Source organism: Ensifer sp. ZNC0028 (assembly GCF_000799055.1).
Classification (GTDB): domain Bacteria; phylum Pseudomonadota; class Alphaproteobacteria; order Rhizobiales; family Rhizobiaceae; genus Ensifer.
Window position 1 is genome coordinate 1 of the sequence record NZ_JTLA01000094.1, and the last position, 24,846, is coordinate 24,846.

Annotated in this window: 25 protein-coding genes; 7 read left to right on the forward strand and 18 right to left on the reverse strand. The window is 63.3% G+C overall.

All coding sequences use genetic code 11. From position 1 onward, the window contains the following. Positions 1 to 22: 22 nt before the first annotated feature. From glyS to L981_RS21635, 4 genes are all read right to left on the reverse strand, one after another. Positions 23 to 2,188, reverse strand: a complete 2,166-nt coding sequence (glyS, locus tag L981_RS21620; protein WP_043620880.1) for a glycine--tRNA ligase subunit beta — start codon at positions 2,186 to 2,188, stop codon at positions 23 to 25. A gap of 112 nt (positions 2,189 to 2,300) precedes the next feature. Beyond that, entirely contained in the window at positions 2,301 to 4,241 is a 1,941-nt protein-coding gene (locus L981_RS21625) for a DUF2207 domain-containing protein (RefSeq protein ID WP_043620882.1), read from the reverse strand. A 109-nt stretch (positions 4,242 to 4,350) separates the two neighbouring features. Next, positions 4,351 to 5,622 (reverse strand): 3-phosphoshikimate 1-carboxyvinyltransferase, encoded by a 1,272-nt coding sequence (gene aroA, locus L981_RS21630; protein ID WP_043620886.1) that lies wholly within the window; start codon positions 5,620 to 5,622, stop codon positions 4,351 to 4,353. Positions 5,623 to 5,694: 72 nt separating this feature from the next. Beyond that, on the reverse strand, positions 5,695 to 6,243 hold the full coding sequence (locus L981_RS21635) for a LemA family protein (protein WP_043620889.1): 549 nt from the start codon (positions 6,241 to 6,243) through the stop codon (positions 5,695 to 5,697). A 247-nt stretch (positions 6,244 to 6,490) separates the two neighbouring features. Here L981_RS21635 and L981_RS21640 point away from each other — a divergent pair, with 247 nt between their 5' ends. Further along, on the forward strand, positions 6,491 to 6,688 hold the full coding sequence (locus L981_RS21640; RefSeq protein WP_043621007.1) for a hypothetical protein: 198 nt from the start codon (positions 6,491 to 6,493) through the stop codon (positions 6,686 to 6,688). Here the strand turns inward: L981_RS21640 and L981_RS21645 are convergent. From L981_RS21645 to L981_RS21670, 6 genes are all read right to left on the reverse strand, one after another. After that, complete coding sequence (locus L981_RS21645) at positions 6,681 to 7,247, reverse strand: AAA family ATPase (RefSeq protein ID WP_043620892.1); 567 nt, start codon at positions 7,245 to 7,247, stop codon at positions 6,681 to 6,683. The genes L981_RS21640 and L981_RS21645 overlap by 8 nt on opposite strands. Next, positions 7,244 to 8,200, reverse strand: coding sequence for a glycine--tRNA ligase subunit alpha (locus L981_RS21650; protein WP_082006116.1), 957 nt, complete (start codon positions 8,198 to 8,200; stop codon positions 7,244 to 7,246). The genes L981_RS21645 and L981_RS21650 overlap by 4 nt, the downstream gene beginning before the upstream one ends. Before the next feature lie 125 nt (positions 8,201 to 8,325). Further along, positions 8,326 to 8,517: a hypothetical protein gene (locus tag L981_RS21655; RefSeq protein ID WP_043620897.1), complete on the reverse strand. Its 192-nt coding sequence runs from the start codon at positions 8,515 to 8,517 to the stop codon at positions 8,326 to 8,328. Positions 8,518 to 8,551: 34 nt separating this feature from the next. Further along, a complete protein-coding gene (locus tag L981_RS21660; RefSeq protein WP_043620899.1) occupies positions 8,552 to 9,418 on the reverse strand; it encodes a S49 family peptidase in 867 nt (288 codons plus the stop codon). 183 nt (positions 9,419 to 9,601) lie between these two features. Continuing rightward, positions 9,602 to 10,390: a tRNA1(Val) (adenine(37)-N6)-methyltransferase gene (locus tag L981_RS21665; protein WP_043620902.1), complete on the reverse strand. Its 789-nt coding sequence runs from the start codon at positions 10,388 to 10,390 to the stop codon at positions 9,602 to 9,604. After that, positions 10,387 to 10,608, reverse strand: a complete 222-nt coding sequence (locus L981_RS21670; protein ID WP_043620908.1) for a DUF2007 domain-containing protein — start codon at positions 10,606 to 10,608, stop codon at positions 10,387 to 10,389. Before L981_RS21670 ends, L981_RS21665 begins: the two co-directional genes overlap by 4 nt. Positions 10,609 to 10,715: 107 nt before the next feature. On the opposite strand from L981_RS21670, the gene L981_RS21675 reads away from it, so the two are divergent. From L981_RS21675 to moaB, 4 genes are all read left to right on the forward strand, one after another. Continuing rightward, positions 10,716 to 11,732 carry a polyprenyl synthetase family protein gene (locus L981_RS21675; protein ID WP_034801067.1) on the forward strand — a complete coding sequence of 339 codons (1,017 nt, stop codon included), beginning with the start codon at positions 10,716 to 10,718 and terminating at the stop codon, positions 11,730 to 11,732. 159 nt (positions 11,733 to 11,891) lie between these two features. Further along, positions 11,892 to 13,727, forward strand: coding sequence for a tetratricopeptide repeat protein (locus L981_RS21680; protein WP_043620913.1), 1,836 nt, complete (start codon positions 11,892 to 11,894; stop codon positions 13,725 to 13,727). Positions 13,728 to 13,734: 7 nt separating this feature from the next. Further along, on the forward strand, positions 13,735 to 14,649 hold the full coding sequence (locus L981_RS21685; protein WP_043620915.1) for a 4-(cytidine 5'-diphospho)-2-C-methyl-D-erythritol kinase: 915 nt from the start codon (positions 13,735 to 13,737) through the stop codon (positions 14,647 to 14,649). Between the two features lies 1 nt (position 14,650). Then, positions 14,651 to 15,193 carry a molybdenum cofactor biosynthesis protein B gene (moaB, locus tag L981_RS21690; RefSeq protein ID WP_043620917.1) on the forward strand — a complete coding sequence of 181 codons (543 nt, stop codon included), beginning with the start codon at positions 14,651 to 14,653 and terminating at the stop codon, positions 15,191 to 15,193. Between the two features lie 294 nt (positions 15,194 to 15,487). Here the strand turns inward: moaB and L981_RS21695 are convergent, their stop codons facing one another. After that, a complete protein-coding gene (locus tag L981_RS21695; protein ID WP_043620918.1) occupies positions 15,488 to 16,009 on the reverse strand; it encodes a glycosyl transferase in 522 nt (173 codons plus the stop codon). 173 nt (positions 16,010 to 16,182) lie between these two features. On the opposite strand from L981_RS21695, the gene L981_RS21700 reads away from it, so the two are divergent. Together L981_RS21700 and L981_RS21705 are read left to right on the forward strand one after the other, a co-directional pair. Then, entirely contained in the window at positions 16,183 to 17,340 is a 1,158-nt protein-coding gene (locus tag L981_RS21700) for a PA0069 family radical SAM protein (protein WP_043620921.1), read from the forward strand. 212 nt (positions 17,341 to 17,552) lie between these two features. Beyond that, positions 17,553 to 18,203, forward strand: a complete 651-nt coding sequence (locus L981_RS21705; protein WP_043620924.1) for a ribonuclease HII — start codon at positions 17,553 to 17,555, stop codon at positions 18,201 to 18,203. A gap of 298 nt (positions 18,204 to 18,501) precedes the next feature. Here L981_RS21705 and L981_RS21710 read toward each other — a convergent pair whose 3' ends face one another. From L981_RS21710 to L981_RS21740, 7 genes are all read right to left on the reverse strand, one after another. Then, on the reverse strand, positions 18,502 to 18,987 hold the full coding sequence (locus tag L981_RS21710) for a F0F1 ATP synthase subunit B (RefSeq protein ID WP_043620926.1): 486 nt from the start codon (positions 18,985 to 18,987) through the stop codon (positions 18,502 to 18,504). 13 nt (positions 18,988 to 19,000) lie between these two features. Next, positions 19,001 to 19,615 (reverse strand): F0F1 ATP synthase subunit B, encoded by a 615-nt coding sequence (locus L981_RS21715; protein ID WP_043620929.1) that lies wholly within the window; start codon positions 19,613 to 19,615, stop codon positions 19,001 to 19,003. 76 nt (positions 19,616 to 19,691) lie between these two features. Next, positions 19,692 to 19,919, reverse strand: coding sequence for a F0F1 ATP synthase subunit C (locus L981_RS21720; protein WP_025426100.1), 228 nt, complete (start codon positions 19,917 to 19,919; stop codon positions 19,692 to 19,694). Positions 19,920 to 20,001: 82 nt separating this feature from the next. Next, positions 20,002 to 20,754 carry a F0F1 ATP synthase subunit A gene (locus L981_RS21725; RefSeq protein WP_043620932.1) on the reverse strand — a complete coding sequence of 251 codons (753 nt, stop codon included), beginning with the start codon at positions 20,752 to 20,754 and terminating at the stop codon, positions 20,002 to 20,004. A gap of 60 nt (positions 20,755 to 20,814) precedes the next feature. Next, positions 20,815 to 21,174, reverse strand: a complete 360-nt coding sequence (locus L981_RS21730; RefSeq protein ID WP_043620934.1) for an AtpZ/AtpI family protein — start codon at positions 21,172 to 21,174, stop codon at positions 20,815 to 20,817. A 301-nt stretch (positions 21,175 to 21,475) separates the two neighbouring features. Beyond that, on the reverse strand, positions 21,476 to 22,597 hold the full coding sequence (locus tag L981_RS21735) for a cell wall hydrolase (protein WP_052201935.1): 1,122 nt from the start codon (positions 22,595 to 22,597) through the stop codon (positions 21,476 to 21,478). 341 nt (positions 22,598 to 22,938) lie between these two features. Continuing rightward, positions 22,939 to 24,840, reverse strand: a complete 1,902-nt coding sequence (locus tag L981_RS21740; protein ID WP_043620935.1) for a potassium transporter Kup — start codon at positions 24,838 to 24,840, stop codon at positions 22,939 to 22,941. Positions 24,841 to 24,846 lie beyond the last annotated feature (6 nt).

Here is a 24,846-nt window from a genome sequence, read left to right on the forward strand (position 1 = left end):
GGTCTCCCGGCGGCATCACGCCTTATCCGACGATCTTCGAGAAGTCCGCGACCGTACCGGTGGCCGAGCGGATCAGGCCGAGCAGCGCCAAACGGTTCGCACGGATTGCCGCATCATCGTCGTTGACGAGCACGTCGTTGAAGAACTGGTCAACCGGTTCGCGCAGCTTGGCCAGCGCTTCCATGGCCGAACGGAAGTCTTCCTTGGCGACCGCGTCGCGCGCTTCAGCCGAAGCAATTTCGACGGCCTGGTGCAGCGCCTTTTCGGCATCGAGACGGAAGAGGCCGGCATCGACAGCGTCGGCGACGGCAGTGCCCTTCTTCTCTTCGGCGGCGAGGATCTGGGTGGCGCGTTTGGTGCCGGCCAAGAGGTTGCGGCCTTCCTCGTCGGTGATGAAGGCGGTCAGCGCCTCCACACGACGGGCGATCATCAGCAGGTCGTCGGCATCCGGCATCAGTACGGCGTCGATCAGGTCGTGACGGGCGCCGAGGTCGCGCAGGTAGACCTTGAGGCGATCATGGAAGAAGGAAAGCAGATCGGCCGAAACGTCATCCGAAAGTGCCGGTTTCTGCGCGCGAAGGGCGACGAGCGCCGTTTCAAAAGCGGGCAACAGCGCCAGGCGCGCCTTGCCTTCCAGAATCAGACGGATGACGCCGAGTGCTGCGCGGCGCAGCGCGAAGGGGTCCTTCGAGCCGGTCGGCTTTTCGTCGATCGCCCAGAAGCCGACGAGCGTGTCGAGCTTGTCGGCAAGTGCCACGGTCACTGCAACCGGATCGGTCGGCGCACGGTCCGAGGGACCGTTCGGCTTCCAGTGATCTTCGATCGCCGTGGCCACTGCGTCATCTTCACCCTGAAGCAATGCATACTTGCGACCCATGATGCCCTGAAGCTCGGGGAATTCGCCGACGGCTTCGGTGCGCAGGTCCGCCTTGGCGAGCACGACCGCGCGGTCGACGAGCTTGGCGTCGGCACCGGTCACCTTGGCGAGTTCACCGGCTAGCGCCCGAATGCGGGCGACACGCTCGCCCTGGGTGCCGAGCTTGGCATGGAAGGTGACGTTCAGCGCATCGAGCTTGGCCATGCGCTGGTCGAGCGGCTTGGCAAGATCAAGATTGAACGTCTTCGCCGATGCTTCCAGCGTTTCGAGGTCCGGCAGGTTGCCCTGGTCGCGGTGCCAGAAGTGCGCTGCGTCCGACAGGCGGGCGCGCACGACCTTGCCGTTGCCGTGCACGATCTCCTTGCCGCCGTCCTTCGCCTCGATGTTCGAGACGAGAATGAACTTGTTGGAGAGCGTGTCTGCACCCGGTGCGCGGGTAACGAAGCACTTCTGGTTGGTCTTGATCGTCAGCCGGATGATTTCCGAGGGGATTTCGAGATAGGCTTCCTCGAAGCTGCCCATCAGCACCTGCGGCCATTCGACGAGGCCGGAGACCTCTTCGAGCAGGCCTTCGTCTTCGACGAGTTCGAGGCCGTTGGCGAAGGCGACGTTGCGCGCGTCGGCAAGGATCATTTCCTTGCGGCGCTCGCCATCGAGAACGACCTTCGCCTTTTCTAGCTTCTCGGCATAGTCGGCAAAGCGGCGGACCGTGATCGCTTCGGGTGCATGGAAGCGGTGACCATAGGTGACGTTCGAGGCGACGATGCCGTCGACTTCAAACGCGATCACTTGGGTCTCGTCGGTTTCAGAACCGAAGGTGCAGACGATCGACTGCAGCGGGCGGACCCAGCGCAAAGCACCGGGCTTGGCCGAGGCCACGCCGGAGCGCATCGGCTTCGGCCAGGGGAAATTGCGGATGATTTCGGGCATCGCCTCGGCGATGATCTCTTCGGCGGGGCGTCCCGGCTTGACGATGTGGGCGACGTAGAAGTCGCCCTTCTTCGGGTCGCTATGGACATGCGCCTCGCTGATCGAGGAAAGGCCGGCGCCGCGCAGGAAGCCTTCGATCGCCTTCTCGTTGGCGTCGGTGCGCGGACCCTTGCGCTCTTCGCGAACATCGGCGGAGCGGGCGTTGAGGCCACGGATATCAAGCGTCAGCCGGCGCGGCGTCCAGTATTCGCGCGCACCCTCATAGGTCAGGCCCGCTTCGACCAGGGCATCGGTCAGCAGCTTCTTGAGGTCGCCGGCCGCCTTGCGCTGCAGGCGGGCAGGAATTTCCTCGGAGCGGAGTTCGATAAGAAGATCGGGCATGGGAGTGACTTTTTCTGTTCCTGACGGTTGCGGCGGACTTAGCAATCTCTGGCAAGATTGTCACCAAGCGCCGCGATGAATTTGGCTTTCCAAGGGCAAGTGCGCGGCGGATTTACCAGCCGCCGCCACCACCGCCGCCACCGCCACCGCCGGAGAAGCCGCCGCCGGTCGAAAAGCCTGACGATGACGACTTCGGCGGGGGCGGCAGGGAGGACGTCATCGTGTCGGCCATGGATCCGGCAAAACCGCCGATGCGATCGCCGAAGGTGCTCGAGCCGAAGCCGTCACCGTGATACCAGCCCGGCTGATAAGCGGCGGCCGCAGCCGCCCCCGCCGCCGCGGCCAGCAGCCAGCGATCGAAGGTCTCGGTCCACGGCTTCTCGACGCCGAGCGCCACGGCGTAAGGGAGCAGCGTCTCGAAATGCCGGGGCGACATTTCGGGCGCCCCCTGCATGTTCATCCGGTCCTTCTCGGCGAGCGTCATATATTGCCGGAGCCCGTCGATGCCATCCATCATCCGCGTTCCAAGCGGCGTCGGCGCCCCCATCAGGAAGAAAAACAGCACGTTGACGAGCACGATCGCGCCAATGACAAAGAGCAGCGGCAGCTCGTCGGTTTCGGCGGCCGAATAGAAGACGGTGGCGAGGATGGCCGAGAAGATCGTGAAGGCGACGAAGCCGATGAAGGCGACCACGACGATCGACATGATCCGGCTCATCAGGCTCTTCTCCCGTCGCAGCGACTTACCGAAGGAGACGGCGAGGATCGAGACGAAGAAGGCGATGAAGACGGGAACGATCACCAGCGGCAGACTGTCATCGCTGAGGTCTCCGAAGAGAAACACCCCCGCGACGGCCAGCACCGAGAGGATGACGCCGGCAACGATGTAACCGCTGTTGGCGTGGTAATACTTGCCGCGATGCTCGCGCTCCATGGCGTTGCGGAAATCGGCGCCGGTCGCCTGCACCCGGGTGCCATGCGCGCGGTCGATGGTGAGCTTGCCGCCGCTCGCATTGACCGCCTTCATCACCGCCGCCTCGCCGGTCGGCAGTTTTTCGTCGGCTTTCTTGCCGGTGGCGGCAATGACGATGGCGTTCTTCAGGTCTTCGAGAACGACGTGTCCCTTGACCGCGAGATTGAGTGCGGCCGCCGACAGCGCCGTCCAGCCTTCGCCGGAAAAGCCCCTGTTGTCGATATAGTTGACCAGAGCCGGCGAGATGCCCTCCGGCGGATCCCAGCGCGGCACCATGACGCCGCGGTGCGGGTCACGCCCGACCCTGAGCCAGGCCTGGCTATAGTAGAGAAGGACGACGGCCAGGCCTGCGCCGGCGATGACGAGCGCCAGATGGTCGTGCAGCCACCAGGCATTTTCCTGGCTGGAGGAAGGCCTGTCGATGCTGCCCTTCGGCATCTTGATCGCGATCGTCAGGCCTTCGCGGGGATCGAGACGGCGGGTGGTGGCAAAGAAGATCTCACTGCCGTCCCTGGAAGCGCGCGCATCCTTGCCGGTCGCGCCATAGCCGCCCGTGAAGTAGTCGAGCGCTTCGGCCCTGACACCCTGCGGCAACGTCACGGTCGCGCTTGCCTCGTCGATCGGGAAGTCCCATTCTGTGCCTGTGACGTTCCAATAGAGTTCGTCGTGATCGTCGAAGAAGCGGATCTGCCGGCCGGTTTCGTAGGTGAACTGGAAGGTATGCTCGCCCCGCTCCAGAAAGACCTCAGCCGAACCGGTATAGATGCGGATGCCGCCACTGATCGTCTCGGTGCGGTAAGATTCCTGCTCACCGTCACGCTCCACCGAGAGCAGCTTGAAATCGACCTTGTTGCGCTTGCCCTTGGCGTCCGTGAAAGTCAAAGGCATATCGCGATAGATGCCGCGACGGATCTTGTTGCCCTCGACCGTCGCGGTGATCGTCTCGGTCACCGTCATCGTGCCGTCCTTCGCGACATCGATGACGGAGCGATAGGCGGAGAAGACCTCCTCCGCCCGACCAGCCCCCGCCGTTGCCAGCAAAAACACCAGAACGGCAAATGCGGCAGCGAAACGAGGCATACGGATCAAGCTTTCTTCCGGTTGAGGTTCAAGGCACGAGATCGGTTCTTATGGGTGAGAGCGGGATGCGCGCGGAAACCGCAGACGCCGCCCCGCTTCCCGCCCGATATCAAGGCCGGTCGCCGCTGAATTCGACCCCCAGGGAAGCGAGCGCGTCCCAATAGGCCGGATAGGTCTTGGCGACGCAGCCGGGATCTTCGATGGTGATGCCGTGGATCTTCAGGCCGGCAAGCGCAAAGCTCATGGCGATGCGATGGTCGGCGAAGGTGTCGATCGAGGCAGGCAAGGTCTGGCCGGCAAGCGTGGGATCGGAGGAGACGATCAGGTCGTCGCCTTCCTCATGCGCCAGATCCGGCCGGATCGCCGTCAGACCGAGCGACAGGGCACGCACGCGGTCGCATTCCTTGACGCGCAGGTTGGCGAGACCGACGAAGCGCACCGGCGTGTTGTTGAAGGCTGCAAGCACGGCGATCGTCGGGATCGCGTCCTGCATCTGGGAACCGTCGATAGTGGCGGGCAGGTTCGGGAAACTCGCGATCACCGCATGGGCGCGGGCATCCGGCTGCGAGAAGGCGTCCGCCGGAACGCCGAGATCGATGGCGCCGCCGGTCAGGACTTCCGCAGCCCAGAGATAGGTCGCCGCCGAAGCATCCGGCTCGATGACATAGTCGGCTGCCTTGTAGCCGGTCGGCGCAACCCGCCAGACGGACGGGCTCACCTGCTCGACTTCGGCGCCGAAGGCGCGCATGGCGGCGACGGTCAGGTCGATGTAGCCGCGCGCGCCGATCTCGTCGCCGGCAAGCTCGATGCTGACCGGACCTTTGGCGCCGGGAGCCGCCATCAGCAGGGCCGAGACGTATTGGCTCGAAAGGCCGGCATCGATGACGACGCGGCCGGCCGGGAAACCGCCGGTGCCCTTGACGGTGACCGGCGGGCAGCCGGTCTCGGAGGTGACTTCGACGCCGAGCGTGCCGAGTGCCTCGACCAAGGGCTTGATCGGCCGCTTGCGCATGTGCTGGTCGCCATCGACCACGACAGTGCCATCGACGAGAGCGGCCGCCGCCGTCAGGAAGCGTGTCGCGGTTCCGGCATTGCCGAGGAACAAGGGAGCTGCCGGCGGGAGCAACTTGCCCGTGCTGGTGACGACGAAGGTCGTCTCATCGGGCTCGCTGACCTCGACGCCCATCGCGCGCAAGGCTTCCGCCATGTAGCGGGTGTCGTCGCTCTTCAGGGCACCGGTCAGCCGGCTCGTGCCCTTGGCAAGGCCGGCCAGAAGCAGCGCCCGGTTGGTGATCGACTTCGAGCCCGGCGGGCGGACATGGCCGCGGAGCGGATGGTCGGTCGGCAGGATGGTCAGTTTTTTCATGCTATCGGAGGTCATCGAATGGGTCTCTTGATGCGAATGGCGCCGCGGCGGGATCCCGCGGCGAGGAATGTTCGGGAAGCGTGGCGGTCAGAACTTGACCTGCGGCACCGCGCGGTCGGCCTCGTTGGTGATTTCGAAGTAGCCGGCTTTGACGAAGCGGAAGGCGTTGGCGATCAGGTTCGACGGGAAGCTCTCGACCTTGACGTTCAGGTCACGGGCCGCACCGTTGTAGTAGCGGCGCGACATCTGGATCTCGCCCTCGATCGTTTCCAGCGAGCGCTGCATCTCGGCGAAGTTCTCGTTGGCCTTGAGGTCCGGATAGGCTTCGGCCAGCGCAAACAGCTTGCCGAGCGCCTGGGAGAGCGCACCTTCCGCCTGGGCCCGCCCCTCGACGTCGCCTGCTGGCACCGCCTGCGCGCGGTTGCGCATGGCAATGACTTCTTCGAACGTCGATTTTTCGTGGGCGGCGTAGCCCTTCACGGTTTCGATCAGGTTCGGGATCAGATCGGCGCGGCGCTTCAACTGCACATCGATGCCGGACCACGCCTCCTCGGCGATCTGCCGCGCCTTGACGAGACCGTTATAGACGAAAACCAGATACAGGATCACGACGACGGCGATTGCCAGACCGATCATAGGGCACCCTCCAAAAAACTCGCGCAGAGATTAGCATTCGCTTCTCAGCTTCATAGCGCTTTCTGCAGCAATCGGGCCGAGAAACGCACTCCTCCCCAATTGCCACCTGCAGCGTGAACAGACTGTTCACCGCAGCAACGCCTCGGCAGGCGAAAACCTCTCGATTCCTGTTCCAATGGTAACGGCGGACCCGCCGGCGATCGGCGATAGTCGTTTCATCGAACAACCCGGAACCGAAGTGAAGACCATGAAAACGCTCGCAACTCTCATCAACGTGATCGCCTTTTCGGCGCTCTTCGTTGCCTATGCGAGCGCTCACTCGCCCGAACGGCCGGCCGGTGTTCGCCGCGCCCTGCAGACCTATTCCGGTCAAGTCTATACCGGCGCCTACCCGACGATGAAACCGTTCTGCAAGAACGACGTCGGCGCCACCCGGATCATCTGACCGTCGACCGCCCCTTGATCTGCGACACGATTGCTTCTGCCGCCTCATCCGCGCCCAGACCAGTGACGTCGATCTCGATCAGCAGGTCGCCGTTGCCGCGCAACAGCCTGTGGGCGCGCCGCAATCCGAGGAGCACCTCGGGATCGGTGAGCTTGTGCTGCTTGGCCCGGCCCGCGCGCGTCAGCCGCTTCAAGTTCTCCTCAAGATCGCAATCGATGACGACCGCGACGAAGCGCACACCCCGTCTTTGCGCGAGTGCTGCATAGTCTTCGAAGGCGCGGCTATCGGCGGCATCGTCCGAGAGTGCATCGGTGAAGACGAAGGATTGCTCGGCCGGCGCCTTGGCGACGTGCTCGAACACGCTTTCGCGGATCGCCGCCCGCAGCGACCGGTAGAGCGGCGTGCCGCGGGCAAACAGCGCCTCGGCCGGATTGATCAGCGTGTGATTGTCGGCGAGCCGCGCGCCCAACCTTTCGGCAAGGTGGCGCGCGATTGTCAGCTTGCCGGTGCCCGGCCAGCCGTTGATGTGAACGACAAGGCCGGACGGTTCAATGCTCAAGCGGCGTCCCGGCTGAGGTTCGCGCCACCGGCGTCGGTCAACAGGAAGGCTTCGCCGCAGGCCTTGGCGAGCGTGCGTACGCGCAGGATGTAGCTCTGGCGCTCGGTGACCGAGATCACACCGCGGGCGTCGAGCAGGTTGAACACGTGGCTCGCCTTGATGCACTGGTCATAGGCCGGGAAGACGCACTTGTGCAGGTGGTTGTTGCTGTTGTCGCCGGGAGCGCCGGCAGCCAGCAACGCCTGGCACTCGGCCTCTGCGTCGATGAAATGCTGATGCAGCATCGCGGTATTGGCGTATTCGAAATTGTAGCGCGAATATTCCTGTTCGGCCTGCAGGAAGACGTCGCCATAGCTGATCTTCTCGGCACCCTCGCGGCCGTTGAAGTTCAGGTCGTAGACGTTGTCGACGCCCTGCACATACATGGCCAGGCGTTCGAGACCGTAGGTCAGTTCGCCCGAGACCGGCGAGCATTCGATGCCGCAGACCTGCTGGAAGTACGTGAACTGCGAGACTTCCATGCCGTCGCACCAGCATTCCCAGCCGAGACCCCAGGCGCCGAGCGTCGGGCTTTCCCAGTCGTCCTCGACGAAGCGGATATCGTGCAGCAGCGGGTCGAGGCCGATCGCCTCGAGCGAACCGAGATAGAGTTCCTGCAGGTTGGACGGGTTCGGCTTCAGGATCACCTGATACTGATAGTAGTGCTGCAGGCGGTTCGGGTTTTCGCCGTAGCGGCCATCGGTCGGGCGACGCGACGGCTGGACGTAGGCCGCGCGCCAGGGACGCGGGCCCAATGCGCGCAAGGTCGTTGCCGGATGGAAGGTACCGGCGCCCACTTCCATGTCGTAGGGCTGCAGCACGGCGCAACCCTTGTCGGCCCAGTAGTTGTGGAGTGTCAGGATCAGAGCCTGAAACGAGCGCTTCGGGTTCATATGATCAGGCAGAGTGGTCATGGATCGCGTCCGGATTTCTTCTGGAAAATGTGCCGGACAGGTGCCACGCCTGATGACAGGGGTCAAGCGCTACGGCAGCGGGCAGGCAAATAGACCGCCGCCACACTGACGCGTTCAGACCGCCCTCACTCGCCGTCGCGCTTCAGTCTGTATTCGCCGGTTTCCGGATCCTTCACCAATGTTCCCTGGGCCCCGGTCTGCTCCTCGCGACGCGCCCGCTCGCGCCGGCGCGTCAGCTTCTGGGCATCCGCCACGAACTTGCGATAGCCGAGCCAGAAGACGAAACCTGCGATCAGGAGCAGGATGAGTTGCGGCATTTTCCCTCCAAGGACATGTCAGGCCGGGCAGGCATCAAAGCCCGAACCGGGCCCACAATGCCCTTTCCTCGATGGCTTCGGCAAGTCCCACCGCTGCGGAAGCGGCCAATGGAGCAGCGATCGCGCCGGCGACGGCGGCACCGCTCTGCCGGCGGCCGAAAAGGCTGCGCACCGGCTGAATGAGTTCGAGGCGCGCCTTGTCGCCATAGCGCTTCTTCACCTCGCCGCGCAGGTCGCCAAGCCCGTCGATGATGCCGAGCTCCAGCCCGCGCCGACCGGTCCAGAAAAGACCGGAGAAGATATCGGGATCGTCGGCGAGCAGCTGGCCGCGGCGGGCCTTGACCATCTGGATGAAGGTATCGTGGATATCGAGCTGCAGGTTCTTCAGGAAAGCGATGTCGTTTTCCTTCTCCGGCTGGAACGGATCGAGCATCACCTTGTTTTCACCGGCGGTGTAAACGCGCCGCTCGACGCCGATCTTCTTCAGGAGTTCCGGAAAACCGAAGCCGCCGGAGACAACGCCAATCGAGCCAACGATCGAGGTCGGGTCGGCGATGATTTCGTCACCGGCAAGCGCGATCATGTAGCCGCCGGATGCGGCGACGTCCTCGACGAAGATCAGCACGCGCTTTTTCTTCTCCTGGGCGAGATCGCGGATGCGCTGGTAGATCAGCCGCGACTGCACCGGCGAGCCGCCGGGCGAATTGACGGAGATCGCAACCGCCGGAGCCTCCTTGATTGCGAAGGCCTTTTCGAGAAGCGGAGCGGCCGTTGCCAGGTTGAGCGCCGGCCGAAATTGCCCACCGCCGGCCATGATCGCGCCGTGGAGCCGGACGACGGGGATCGTCACGCCTTCCTTGCGAAAACGCTTGGGCAACAACCGTCTCAGGAACGCCTTCATTTCAACTCCTGCCTGCTGGGCCATGCCTATGATCTTGGGCCGGAACAGCCGGAAATCAAAGACGTGACCGCGTCTCATTGGCGATAAGCGGAACGCTTCGCCTCCCCTGCCCGGATCGTCGTCAGGGGCTCTTCCATGCCATGTATGCACTGACGCGGCGAACGCAATGCCGCATACGGTAAATCAACGGCGGCGATAGGCGGCGCGGCCATTGTTGAGGTCGTCGACATGGTCGGCGAAGCGATGCCCCTCCTCGTGCATGACGAGCGGCGCGCGGAGGACCAGCCGCTTGCGGCTCTGCTTGATCGCCGTCACCAGGATGCGCACGGCATTTTCACCGACGCGCGGATGCAGCGCCGTGATCTCGATACCGCCAAAGCGGCGGCCACAGGCGGCGATGATCTCGGCGACCGATTCCGGCCGGGCGATCAGCGACAGTTGCCCGCCCGGCTTCATGATCGCGCCTGCCGTCTTCACCCAGATCTCGAACAGCCCGTCGCTCATCGCATGGGCCTCGGCCTTGAGCGCATCCGGCGTCTTGCGGTCGGAGGCATCGTTGAAGGGCGGGTTCATGATCACATGGTCGAAGCTGTCATCCGCCAGGCCCGTCGCGACGCGCGCCTTACCTGTCAACGAAACGTCGGCCTCGACGACCGAGACGCGCTGCGCAAAGCGGGCATTTTCTGCGAGCGCCAGGCTGCGGCGGGCAAACTCCGCCATAACGGGCGAGCGTTCCACCAGTACCACTTCCGCATCGTCGATCCGCGAAGCAACCGCCATGCCGGCCGCACCCGCGCCGGCACCGAGATCGGCGACGCGGCAGGGACGATCCGATGCGACGAGCGACGCCAAGAGCATGGCGTCCATGCCCGACCGGTGGCCCTGGCCGAGCGGCTGGACGACATGGAACTTGCCGCGGTGAAAGGCATCGACGGTCTCGGTTGCGGCCGCCGGAGCCGGAACCGAACTCACGATCGCAACTCCGCCTCGAGCCCGGCGTCGATCAGGATCCGGCGCGCGGCATCCGCGTCTTCCTCGGCGACCAGAAAGCGGCGGGGCAAGAGGCCAAGCGAGCCCTCGAGAATGCTCATCCCCTGATCGGCAATCAGGCTTGCGATGCCGGCGTCTTTCATCAGGCTCTCGGCGAAGGAGAGCAGGACGGCATCGTTGGTACGGATCAATTCCTTCATCCGGCGGTTTTTCCTGTCCTATTTCAGCAAGCGGGACAATTCGCCTCTTGCCGCACGGGACACCCCTTCCTATTGTCGAAAGCGACAATGAAAACAGGAGTCCCGGTGTGGGCGTAGTGATACCGCTGGAAGACAGCAAAAACAAACAGGCGTCCGTAAAGCCGCTCGTTGACCTGACAGCGGCGGACATGGAGCGCGTCAACCAGCTCATCCTGTCGAAGGCCGGCTCCGACGTTCAGATGATTCCTGAGGTCGCCAACCACCTGATTTCCTCGGGCGGCAAGCGCCTGCGCCCGATGCTGACGCTCGCCTCCGCTGCGATGTTCGGCTATGAGGGCGACGCCCACGTCAAGCTCGCAACCAGCGTCGAATTCATGCACACGGCGACGCTTCTCCATGACGACGTCGTCGATGAAAGCGACCTTCGCCGCGGCAAGTCCACCGCGCGCACGATCTGGGGCAACCAGGCAAGCGTGCTGGTCGGCGACTTCCTGCTCGGCCAGGCCTTCCGCATGATGGTCGATGTCGGCTCGCTCGACGCGCTCGACGTGCTGTCGACCGCCGCTTCGGTCATCGCCGAAGGGGAAGTGCTGCAGCTCTCGGTCGCCAAGAACATGGAAACGACAGAGGACGACTATCTCCAGGTCATTCGCGCCAAGACCGCAGCGCTCTTTGCCGCGGCCGCCGAAGTCGGCCCGATCGTTGCCCAGACCAGCAAATCCGACCGCAACGCGCTGAAATCCTACGGCATGAACCTCGGCCTCGCCTTCCAGCTCGTCGACGACGTGCTCGACTATGGCGGCTCGTCGAGCGATCTCGGCAAGAACGTCGGCGACGACTTCCGCGAAGGCAAGATCACCCTTCCGGTGATTCTCTCCTACCGCCGCGGGACGGCGGAAGACCGCGCCTTCTGGCGCGAGGCGATCGAAGGCGGCGACAGCAGCGACGCCAACCTCGACAAGGCGCTCGGGCTGATCAAGCGCTATGGCGGCTTGAGCGACACGATCGCGCGCGCTCAGCACTACGGCACGATTGCCCGCGACGCGCTGGCGCCGCTGCCGGCGTCACCCTGGAAATCGGCGCTTACGGAAGTCATCGACTTCTGCATCGATCGCGTCAGCTGACGGGCTCCGGGCAGGCCAGAACGAACGACAGGATTTTCTTGCCGCGTTGCGCCAAAAAAGCCATTCTGTTCCTCAAGAGTTGCGTTGGGCAATATGTGGCTGACTCCGAAACAACCCTTAGTGGTGCGAAAGCCGAGCAATCGGCGCGAAAGGTTTGACATGCGGCAAAAGACGATTCTCCGCCTCCTCAGCGGCGCAGCACTGCTGGCTCTCGCTGCTGTCAGCGGCGGCCACCAGGCATTTGCCGAGGAGAAGGCCGCAGCCGCCGAGGAAAGCGAACCCTTCGACATCAAATCGGTCAATACCTTTTCCGGCGCGTTTCTCGCTGCCCGCACCGCCGATACGGACCGCGACTTCGCTTCCGCCACCGAACTCTACAGGATCGCGCTGCAGTTCGAGCCCAACAACAACGACGTCAAGCAGCGGCTGATGATCACGCTCTTGATGGCGGGCCAATTCGACGAAGGCGCGAAGATCGCCGAGCAGCTGAAGTCCGACCCGGCCGTCGAGCGCATCACGACGGTCATTCGCGCGATCGAAGCAATCCGCAAGCGCGAGTATCGCAACGCGCAGAAGCTTCTGAACTACCAGGGCCCGAACGATCTCGACCGGCTGATGAACGGCCTGCTCTCTGCCTGGGCGAAATTCGGCCAGGGCAAGCCGAAGGAAGCGCTCGCCCAGATCAAGGAACTCGACGGTCCCGAATGGTTCCGCGTGTTCAAGAATTACCATGCCGGCGCGATCGCGGTTGCCGCGGGTGACAAGCAGACGGCACGCAGCAGGCTCAACGACGCCATTCTCGACCGCGAGGGCGGAAGCGCCGCTCCCGACACCTTCATGCGTGCAGTGGAAGCGCTCGCCCGTTTCGAGGCACGCGAAGGCAACAAGCAGAAGGCGCTCGACACCGTCGCCGTCGGCGAAAACATGGTCAACAACTACACGCCGCTGCAGGCGCTGAGGACCGAGATCGAGAACGGCGTCCCGCAGGAACAGCAGGTCAAGAACGCCACCCAGGGCACTGCGGCCGTGCTCTTTTCGATCGGTGCCGCACTCAACCGCGACGGCGCCGAAGATATCGTTTCGCTCTACCTGCAGACCGCGCGCCGGCTCGACCCTGATAGCGCCGACATCCTGGTCATGCTCGGCGGCATCGCTGAAAACCTGAAGAAGCCGAACGAGGCGATCGAACTCTACAAGGCCATCCCCGAGACCTCGCCGATGCGGCGCGTTTCGGAACTGCAGCTCGGCCTCAGCCTCGCCAGCATCGGCAAGGTCGACGAGGCGAAGAAGCACCTGAAGGCGCTGATCGACGTCGATCCGAAGAACATCCGCAACTATCTCGCCTATGGCAGCGTGCTTTCCGACGCCAAGGACTACAAGGAGATGGGCGAGCTTTACGATCGCGCCGTCGAACAGATCGGCTCCGTGCCGACGCGCAGCGATTGGACCGTGTTCTTCCAGCGCGGTATCGCATACGAGCGCCAGAAGCTCTGGGACAAGGCCGAGCCGAACTTCCGCAAGGCGCTGGAGCTCAATCCAGACCAGCCGCAGGTGCTGAACTATCTCGGCTATTCCTGGGTCGACATGAACATCAACCTCGAAGAAGGCCTGGAGATGATCCGCAAGGCCGTCGAGCTGAAGCCGGATGACGGCTATATCGTCGATTCCCTCGGCTGGGCCTATTTCCGCATGAACCGCTTCGACGACGCGGTTGTGGAGCTGGAGAAGGCGGCCGAACTGATGGCCGGCGACCCGACGATCAACGATCACCTTGGCGACGCCTACTGGCGCGTCGGCCGCAAGCTCGAGGCCGTGTTCCAGTGGACGCAGACGCTCGAACTGAAGCCCGAGGAAGCCGAGATCCCGAAGATCAAGGCAAAGATCGAGAACGGGCTGCCGCCGCTCAAGGAAACGGTCCCCGCCTCGGCCGACGCCAAGGAAACTGCGCCGAAGAAGGTGACCCCGGAAGCACCGGCGCCGGACAAGAAGTCCTGATCGTTCCATGTCGGACGGTGACATCGAGGGCTTCGCGCTGACGCGCGCAGCCCCCGCCAAGATCAATCTGGCCCTTCACGTCGTCGGCCAGCGCGCCGACGGCCACCACCTTCTCGAAAGCCTCGTCACTTTTGCCGATCGCGGCGACCGCATTGGTCTCTCGCGGGCGGATGCGGATCGCTTCACCGTATCGGGCGCGTTTGCCGCCGCGTTGCCGATGGATGCCGGCGCTGATGGCGGCAATCTGGTTCTGAAGGCACGAGACCTGCTGCGCGCCGAACTGCGGGCGCATGCCCCCGACTCGGCCGGGCCGGTTCACCTGCATCTCGAAAAGAACCTGCCGCTCGCCTCGGGCATCGGCGGTGGGTCGGCGGATGCCGCGGCGACGCTTCTTGGGCTTCTCGAACTCTGGGGCGCCACGATCGAGCCTTCCCACCTTGCCGCCATCGCGCTGCGGCTCGGGGCGGACGTGCCGATGTGCCTTGCCGGCAAGCCTCTCTTGGCGAAGGGGATCGGCGAGGAGATCACGCCGATCGACGATTTCCCCGCCCTGCCGATCGTGCTGGTCAATCCGCTCGTCGCCGTCTCAACGCCGGTCGTGTTCCGGACGCTCTCCAACAAAACGAACCCGCCGCTCGCTGCGCTTCACGGTGCCGGAACTGTTGCCGAGTGGATTTCCGCCATGGCCACGATGCGCAACGATCTGCAGCCGCCGGCAGAGAGCCTTGAACCCGTGATCGGCGAGGTCTGCCAAGCGCTGACGCAAGCCGGAGCGACACTCACGCGCATGTCCGGTTCAGGCGCCACGTGCTTCGGGCTTTTCGACAGCGAGGCGCGCGCGGCTGCGACAGCGCGCGCTCTTTCAGAGGCCTACCCCGGGTGGTACGTTCTCGCCTGCAATTCAGTGGGCAAAGGGAATTAGCATGGCCGGCATCGACGAAAAGCGCCCCTTCATTCCTGTCGGGATCGCCATCCTTACGGTCTCAGACACCCGCACGCGCGCCGACGACAAGTCGGGCGACACGTTGGAAGCGCGGGTGCGTGACGCCGGGCACCGCCTTGAGGCGCGCGCCATCGTTCCCGACGACAAGACGAAGATCTACGACCAGGTGAAGGCCTGGACGCTCGATCCCACCATCGACGTGGTGATCACGACAGGTGGAACGGGCTTCACCGGGCGGGACGTGACGCCCGAGGCGCTGGAACCGCTGTTCGAAAAGCGCATGGACGGGTTCTCCGAGGTCTTCCACCGTATCTCCTACGAGAAGATCGGGACGTCGACGATCCAGTCGCGCGCAACCGGCGGCGTTGCCAACGCCACCTTCATCTTCGTCCTTCCGGGTTCGCCCGGCGCCTGCCGCGATGCGTGGGACGGCATCCTCAAACAGCAGCTCGACTACCGGCACATGCCCTGCAATTTCGTGGAGATCATGCCGCGGCTCGACGAGCACCTGAAACGCGGCTGAAGAGCATGGACCGTTCCGGCCCGGCCGACCTGTTACCTTAGTAACTGACGCTCGCTTCGCCTCCCGATAGTTTTCAAGCGTTGACACAGCGAGGAACGACCGCCGCACGTTCCGTTCCTCGCACCGCAAGACCCTTCCGCCTCTGTCCCCCGGGCGGAATGAAATGTTGGATACGACGGGCAGCCAGAATGCTGCCCGGACAGAAATCTTCCAAACAAGGTCATTTGAGAGCCGCTTGGAGGTGCCGTCCCCTAAGGGACTGGCACCTTTAATTTTTTCGCGCGGGAACCGGCGTTACCGCCTGGCTTCGACAGCGACCCAGGCCGGAACGAGTTCGGTCGAAAGCCTGCGGACAGAGCGGACATTCGTCATCGCATCCAGCCCCATGTTGCCGCGGGCGGCCGCAAGCGCGTCGTTCTTGCGCAGGAGAAATCCCGTCTCCAGCGGCTTTCCACGCCCGGTCAGCCGGCGGAAGAAAGGCTTGCGATGTAGTCTCGATCCGGAGAAACGGGCCGGTGCCTTGTTCATCGACACGTACTCGGCCAACTCATCGATCCAGCGGCCGATCGGGCGCGCACCCGGCTCCAGCAACATCAGCCACTCGCCGCGCGCCGAGCCCACCACATCAGCGAGATCCCAATCCCGGCAGAAACGGCATCCGGCGGCATCGGCCACGTCGGACGAACCGTCCTTCGAGCCGTGATCGAGGATGATCACATCGCTGACCAGGCCTTCCACGGCGCCCGCCACCAACACAGCAAGCGTCTGTGCCAGTTCGGCCTCGTTGTCGCGGGTTTCCATGATGATCGTGAGCATGGTTTCTCGTAACGCATCGGCACGGCAATTGCTACATCCGGGACACGGCCTGCAGCGGCACCTTCATCGGCAAATTCGAAACTCCAATTTTGTTCTTGAATTGTTCCTCCATTCGCGATAGGAAAATAATCAGAACAAAACGGGATCAAATATCTGATTCCGGGGAGATTCCAATGACCGAGCTGTCTCAGATCAGGCAGGGTGCGCTTGCGCCCGCCAATACGGCAGATGTGGCCGAAGCGATGATGAGCGCAACGGGCCTGCGGATCGATATCGATCGCCGTCGCGGCCGCGGCGCCGGGATCAACATGTCCGGCCGCTTCGAACCGCGCAGCCGCGAGACGTTCGACGACGGCTGGGAAAGCCTGGAGGATCTGCCGCCCTTCAAGACCGAGGTTCAGGTCGAGAAGCCGCGCACGGTGATCACCAGGAACGAGTCGCCCGACATTTCTTTCGACCGCTCGATCAATCCCTATCGCGGCTGCGAGCATGGCTGCATCTATTGCTTCGCCCGCCCCACACACGCCTATATGGGCCTCTCGGCCGGCCTCGACTTCGAGGCGAAGCTGTTTGCCAAGCCGGACGCACCGCGGCTTCTGGAGCGCGAACTGGCGCGGCAGGACTACAGGGTGCGGCCGATCGCGATCGGCACCAACACCGACCCCTACCAGCCGATCGAGAAGGAGTGGCGGGTCATGCGCCAGATCCTCGAGGTGCTGCGGGATGCCAACCATCCAGTCATGATCGTCACCAAATCGGCGATGGTCACCCGCGACATCGATATCCTGGCACCGATGGCGGAAAAGGGACTGGTGCGCGTCGGCATCTCCGTCACGACGCTCGACCGGAAACTGGCCCGCACGATGGAGCCACGGGCCTCGACCCCGAGCAAGCGGCTGGAGGCGATCCGCATGCTTGCCGAAGCGGGAATCCCGGCCGGCGTTCTCGTTTCGCCGATCATTCCGGCTCTGAACGACCACGAGATCGAGCGTGTGCTCGAAGGTGCAAGGACGGCCGGAGCAACCGAAGCAAGCTATGTGCTGCTGCGGCTGCCGCTCGAGGTCAGCCCGCTCTTTCGCGACTGGCTGCTGCGCAATTATCCGGACCGCTACCGGCACGTCATGTCGCTCATCCGCTCCATGCGGGGCGGCAAGGACTATGACGCCGAGTTCGGCAAACGCATGAAGGGCGCCGGCCCTTATGCGTGGCAGATCGGCCGCCGCTTCGACCTGGCAGTCAAGCGTCTCGGCTTCAACCCGACGCGCCGGCAGCTGCGGGACGATCTCTTCGTGCCGCCGCTTGGAACGGGGGTGCAGCTCTCGCTTCTTTGAAGGCTTTCCGATGTCTCGGTAACCGTCGCTACCCGTAATGGCGCACGGTGAGAGATGATCGCCCCGCCAGGCAAGACCGATGGCGGGCGCCTGAGACCACATAGCAGTTCCGGTGCCCCCTTACCCGCCGTGGGCCCCGGTAATCCCCCGTCCGCCGCCGCACTCGGACCTGGGGGCTTGAAGAGAATCGGTCGATCATGCGATCTAGACTTATGTCTCGCAGATCGACCGATTCTCCCCTTTTTCCCGATATCATCGTAGCGCCCGATTTCAGTTTCGAGCTTTCGGCCAAGGGCGATGGGTTCTGGCCGGTCGCCGGAGCGGATGAGGCCGGTCGTGGGCCGCTCGCGGGGCCGGTGGTTGCCGCTGCCGTCATTCTCGATCCGGACGCCATTCCCGCAGGACTCGACGACAGCAAGAAGCTGACGGCCCAGGCGCGCGAAAAACTGTTCGAAGAAATCCTCGCCACATCCGAAGTGTCGATCGCCTCGGCGTCGGCCGGCACGATCGACGCCACCGACATCCGCAAGGCAAGCCTCGAAGCGATGCGGCGGGCCGTCGCCGGCCTGCCCTCGAACGCACGCTTCGTGCTCGTCGACGGCCGCGACGTACCGCCCGGCCTCTCCTGCCACGCCAAGGCGGTGGTCAAGGGCGACGCGCGGTCGCTGTCGATCGCCGCTGCTTCGATCGTCGCCAAGGTTACCCGCGACCGCATGATGGCTCGCGCCGACCTTGCGCATCCCGGCTACGGCTTTGCGCTCCATGCCGGCTATGCGACGGTGACCCACCGTCGCGCCATTGAGACCCACGGCCCCTGCCCGCTGCACCGCATGAGCTTCCGGCCGCTGCGCCAGGACGGCTAACCGCCGCGCAACCACGTAGCGAGGGCCACGCCGGCACTTCCGGTTTCGGTTTCGGTTCCGACATATCTCGCCAACAGCTTTTCTCGCGTCAGCAGCCGTCCGGTGCCGCGTATGCTGCCGTGCGCCACGTTTGGCCTTGAACGCTGGCACTACTTCGCTTCGGCAGCTGAAGGCGAGACGCCTGCCGAAATCCCAGCGGACCTTGGCGCCTCATCCTTCGGGCCAATGCAGCTTCTACAGACAGGCATAAAAAAGCCCCGCGCGAAGCGGGGCTCTTTCAATCGGAATGTCCGAACGCTTAGTTCAGGCGCGCCTTGACGTCGCCAAGTGCCTTCTTGAACAGATCGTTCTGAGCGCCGGCGTCGGCCTTGGCGGCAACGACCTTCTCGGCAGCGGCAATCGCGAGATCGACAGCAGCGGAACGAACCGCGTTGATCGCATCGCTTTCGGCCTGCTTGATCTTCTGTTCCGAAAGAGCCGTGCGACGAGCGACGTATTCCTCGGTCTTCTGCTTGGCTTCCGCGGTCAGCATTTCGGCTTCGCGCTGGGCGGCAGCGACGATGCCGGCAGCTTCCGCTTCGGCATCCTTACGCTTGCGCTGGTACTCAGCGACGAGGCCCTGAGCTTCTTCGCGCAGGCGCTTGGCTTCGGTCAGCTCGTTGCCGATCTTTTCGGCGCGGGCGTCGAGCGCCTTGCCGACCATGCCCGGAACCTTGAGATAGGCAATCAGGACGAAGAACAGGATCAGGCCAACGAAGGCATAGAAAGTTGCATCAAGATGCATAGTTCAGTGCTCCTCAGTTGCCACCCGATGCCTTGACGGCAGCGGTGATCTCGGCCTTGGTGACGGTTCCGCCGATCAGCTGCTTCACGACAGCCGTTGCGGTTTCCTCGGCGATGGCGCCGACGTCGGCCAGTGCCTTTGCCTTGATGTCGGCGATGCGGTCTTCTGCAGCCGAGATCTTCTTGGCAAGGTCGGCTTCGACGGCGGTGCGGTCAGCATTGGCCTTGGCCTTTGCGGATTCGCGGGCGTCGTCGGCGATCTTGTGACCCTTGGACTTGGCGGCTGCCAGGTCCTGCTCGTAGGAAGCGATGGCAGCGTCGGCTTCGCCCTTGAGGCGGGACGCTTCATCGAGATCCTGAGCGATCCGATCGTGACGGGTTTCCAGAATTCCGCCGATCCGCGGAATGATGACCTTCGACATCAGGAGATAGAAGAGGCCGAACGTGATCGCGAGCCAAAGCAGCTGCGATGCGAAATGGGTCGTATCGAAGGGCGGGAACACGCCGGAGCCAGCCTCGCCTTCGTGAGCCACACCCGTTTCGGTGTGCACCTCACCGGCCGCAGCGGCATCGTGTGCTTCGGCGCCTTCAGTGGTGGTTGACTGGGCATAAGCCGCGGTCACAAACATGCTCACCTCCAGGTGCACTCAAGAATATGCGCGGCCGCGACCTTTTGACGGGTCGCGGCCGAAACTCCAGCCGATATTAGACGGCGAAGAGGAGGAGCAGGGCTACGAGCAGCGAGAAGATGCCCAGAGCTTCCGTAACGGCGAAGCCGAATACGAGGCGGCCGAACTGGCCGTCAGCAGCCGACGGGTTACGCAGCGCGCCAGAGAGGTAGCTGCCGAAGATGTTGCCGAGGCCGAGAGCCGTGCCGGCCATGCCGAGGCAAGCGAGACCTGCGCCGATGTACTTTGCTGCTTCCGCTTCCATGTGTGAACTCCTTCGAATGGTGTTGCGGCTTAGGATTGCGCTTCCGACGGAGGACCGGCCGGAAGCAAGCGACTGTTATTCCTTAGTGGCTTCCGGGATGGACAGCGTCGTTGAGGTACATGCAAGTCAGTACCGCGAAGACATAGGCCTGGAGGAAGCAGACGAGGAACTCAAGACCGGTAATGGCGACGGTCATGATGAGCGGCAGGATGGCGCCACCGATGCCGACCGCGCCGAGGGCGCTGAGCGAGGTGACGAAGCCTGCGAAGACCTTCAGCGTGATGTGGCCGGCCAACATGTTGGCGAAAAGACGGACCGAAAGGCTGATGGGGCGGGAAAGGAACGAGATGACTTCGATCGCGACGACGAGCGGCAGAAGCACGCCAGGAACGCCATGCGGCACGAAGAGCTTCAGGAAGCCGAGACCGTGCTTGTAGAAGCCGTAGAGAATGACGGTACCGATAACGAACAGCGCCAGAGCGAAAGTGACGATGATCTGGCTGGTGACCGTGAAGAAGTAGGGCATCATGCCGAGCAGGTTCGCCGTCAGGATGAACATGAACAGCGAGAACACCATCGGGAAGAACTTCATGCCACCGCTGCCGGCGCCTTCGCGCAGCATCGAGGCGATGAATTCGTAGGACATTTCCGAGACCGACTGCATGCGGGTCGGGATAAGACCGCGCTGCGACGTCGTCAGATAAAGAAAGCCTGCGGCAACACCTACGGTCGCAACCATGAACAGCGACGCATTGGTGAAGGAAAAGTCCATTCCGCCAATTTCGATCGGGACAATCTTATTGACCAGGAACTGGTGGGTCGGATCGTTTGACACCGCGCTTCTCTTTCGTTCTACCCGCCCGGAAGCGGAAACCGTTTTCTTCGGGGCAACGCCTCAGCGGGCGTCGCCGTCCTTCTTGTCATTCCCAGAACCGCCTCTTCCGGCTTCCGGTGTCGCCACCATACCGGCCGAGCGCAGCACATTCAGCACGCCAGCGCAGAAGCCGAGAAGCAGGAAGATAATCAATCCCCACGGCCCTGTACCCGCAAAGTGGTCCAAAAGATAGCCCAGAAACGCCCCGACAACGATGCCGGCGATGAACTCGCTCGAGAGCTTCATCGCCGCCGCATAGCCTTTACGGCTCTCGGCGGCTCTGGCTTCCGCTGCATCAGGCGTATTGGGCCTCTTGGACTCAATCTTGTCGCCGAGCTGCTTCAGCCGCGCTTCCAGACTTTCTTCAGGTTTCTCCGCCACGTGGCTACTCCCTTGTCGTCCTTATCGGGTCTCAGACCGCGATTTCGGTCACACAACAGGCCTTCGCACAAGCCACGTTTCGGCCCCATTTGAAGTCGCGCGCAACATAGTTTTAGGCACCCGCATAGTCAAGGCGTGCGGGCCGCTTGATCGTGGACAATGTTTTCCATGAAATTCAATGAGCTAAGCACGCATTCATCGATCTGCAGCAAGGTCGCGGCAGGATTCCGGCCGGAGACCGGCGGGAATCTCCCCTTTGGCGTGCGCGGAGGAAAGACGGCGGAATCGCGTCAGGCGCCGATCAGCTCCAGCCGCCGCCATAGGTGCGGTAGAAGATATGCATGCCGATCTTGCCGACCCGCTTCATCGTCTTCGCCCACGGCGGATTGACGTAGGTCGCATGGTAATGGGTGGCCGAGCCCACTTCCGGCAGCCAGATCTTGCCGGCGGTGACGGCCATGGCAACTTCCTTGGCGGTCTTCCAGTGCGAGCGGGAATAGATAAGGTCGCGGATCATGTCGCAGGCGAAGGAAAACTGGCAACGGTTGCGCCAGGCCTTGTTCTGGTAAACGACGCCGCAAATGGTCTTCGGATAGGTGGGATTGCGCACGCGATTGAGAATCACCTGCGCGACAGCGGCCTGGCCTTTGAGCGGCTCGCTGCGGGCTTCGAAGTAGATGCCTTCGGCCAGACAGGTCTGCTCTTCCTTGCTGAAAACCGAGCCCGGCAATGCCGTGGCGGCCCAGGCGTGATCGTCCGGCGCAATCTCGGGAATGAAGCGGCCGGCGTTCTTGTCTTCGCGCAGGATCGAATCGAAGGGCGATTCACGCGCATAGTCCGGCTCGGGCCGGACGTAAGCAGTCGCAAGAATGTCGGGGCGATCGTTCGTAACGAGCTTGGCCAGCATCGGCGAGACGCCGGGCTCCGCCTTTGGCGGCGTCTTCCGATAGAAGGCGGTGGCGATCTCGATCTCCTTGCCTTCGATGCGAGACTTGGCGAAGACCATCTTCTCCCCCTCCCCCAGGCTTGGCTCCATCAGGGAGCTGGTGCGCTGCAGGATGGAGCCGGCGGAGAAATCCTTGGGCGGCGTTACCGGGGTCACGGCGACGACGCGGCCTTTCTTTGCCTGACGGTTGACGCGGTCCTCGTCGGGCGTGCCCGAATGTTTAGTTTCCGCGGTCAGCGCGACGCGGCTGCCATCGGGCATGGTGATGCCGGCACCGCCGTCGAGCGCGCCCGTGGTGACCGGATCGGCAAACACCATTTCGGCTTCATGGATCGAACCGGCGGGCGACGCGGTCATATACATGCGCCAGCGCTCGCCGCCCCGGTTGATGCCGGACAAGAAGGTCGCAAGGTCGGCATAGGCGGCAGCCGAGGGAAAGCCCAGATAAAGTGCAAGGCCGATGATCGCGGGCGCCATCCAGGCAGACGGGCTCAGGCGAGACTTTAGACGCAGGTTCCGACTCTTACGCACCAACCGACTCCACGCAACGCTATCAGGCGGCACGGCTTCGCCCGCGCCGGCTATGCGCCAGCGTCGAGAATTCCGCGCGGGAAGATTAGACAATCAAGCAGCCGGACACTTCGCCGGGACCGCTCCGTTCGTGCTTTGAAAATGAAGCATTAACCTTGATGTTTGGTTAATGCGCGATCGCTGAAAGGCGGATGCCCCATAAAGCAGCGAAGCCGCCCTCCCGTCGGAAGGCGGCTTCTTCTGTTGCAGATCAGCGCTTCTCGCGCTCGACCAAGGACCGGATAAGGTCAGATGATCACGTGCGAACCGAGTTCGACCACACGGTTGGTCGGCAGCCGGAAGTAATCCGAAGGGTCGATTGCCGCATTCGCAAGCGCGATGAACAACCGGTCCTGCCAGTGCGGCATGCCGCTCTCCGCATCGGGCACGAGCTTGCGGCGGCCGAGATAGAAGGACGTCGACATGATGTCGAACTTCAGGCCCGACTTGCGGAACAGGCCGAGTGCCTGCGAGACGTTCTGCGTTTCCATGAAGCCGAAGCGCATTTCGAGCAATGTGAAGCGGTCCGACAACGGCTGCATGCTCACCCGTTCCGACTTCGGCACCTTCGGCGTATTGGCCGTGCGGATCGTCAGGATGAAGTTCTGATTGTGCAGCACGTGGTTGTGCTTGATGTTGTGGAGCAGTGCGGCCGGCGTCGATTCCGGATCGCTCGTCAGGAACACGGCGGTTCCGGGCACGGCCACTGGCGCGTGTTCGCTCTTGCGTTCGATCGACTTGATGAAGCTTGCCAGCGGAATGTCGATATGGCGCGTCTTGGCGTGCAGGATCTGTGTGCCGCGCCGCCAGGTCCACATGATGATGATGAAGGTGGCGGCGATCAGCACCGGAACGTAGCCGCCGTCGTGGATCTTCAGCATGTTGGCGCCGAGGAAGATGAACTCCAGCGCAAAGAGCGGCACCAGCACCGCGGCAGCCGCGAGCGCCGACCAGTTCCAGCGCATGCGCAGGAACTCGAAGGAAAGCACGGTCGTCACCACCATCGCGCCGGTGACCGAGATGCCGTAGGCGGTCGCGAGCGATTCGGACGAACCGAAGACGAAGACCAGGGCCATAACGCCGAACATCAGCAGCGTGTTGACGTTGGGCAGGTAGATCTGGCCCGTATGGGTCTCGGACGTATGGAAGATCGCCATGCGCGGCAGGAAGCCGAGGTGGATCGCTTGGCGCGTCAGCGAGAAGGCGCCGGTTATCACCGCCTGGCTGGCGATGATGGTTGCCGCCGTCGCCAGAATGACGACCGGCAGCAGCGCCCATTTCGGGAACATCAGGAAGAACGGATCCGACATCGCTTCCGGGTTCTTCAGGACGAAGGCGCCCTGGCCGAGATAGTTGAGGGTTAGCGCCGGAAAGACGATCAGGAACCAGGCCCACTGGATCGGCCGACGGCCGAAGTGGCCAAGGTCGGCGTAGAGCGCCTCGGCACCCGTCACCGTCAGGAAGACGGCGCCGAGCACAATGATGCCGACATAGCCTTCGCTGAGCATGAAGCTCACGGCGTAATAGGGATTGAAGGCCTTGAAGATCGACAGGTCGTCGGCGATGTGCACGAAGCCGATGCCGCCCATCACCAGGAACCAGACGAGCGTGATCGGACCGAAGAAGTTCGAGACCGCCGCCGTTCCCTTGGATTGCACCGCAAAAAGCATGAGCAGGATGACCACCGCGATCGGCACGACATATTCCGACAGCGCCGGCGTCACCAGCTTCAGGCCTTCGACCGCCGAAAGAACGGAGAGCGCCGGCGTGATCATCGCGTCGCCGATAAAGAGCGCGGCGCCGGCAATGCCCATGAAGAAGAGAATGGACGCGTGGCCGTTGGCGGACTTCATCAACAGGGCCAGCAGCGACAGCGTGCCGCCCTCGCCCTGGTTGTCGGCGCGCAGAAGGAACAGCACGTATTTGATCGTGACGATGATCGTCAGCGTCCAGATCATCAGCGAGATCAGGCCGATGATCTCCGCATCGGTTACACCGTCATGGGAAACCGGGCGCAACGCTTCGCGGAAGGCATAGAGCGGGCTGGTGCCGATGTCGCCATAGACGACACCGATCGAACCAAGCCCGAGGACCAGCAGGCGGCGCAGGTCCTTCGGCTCTTGAGTGGAAGGGGCATGCGATTGGGTCATGCAAAC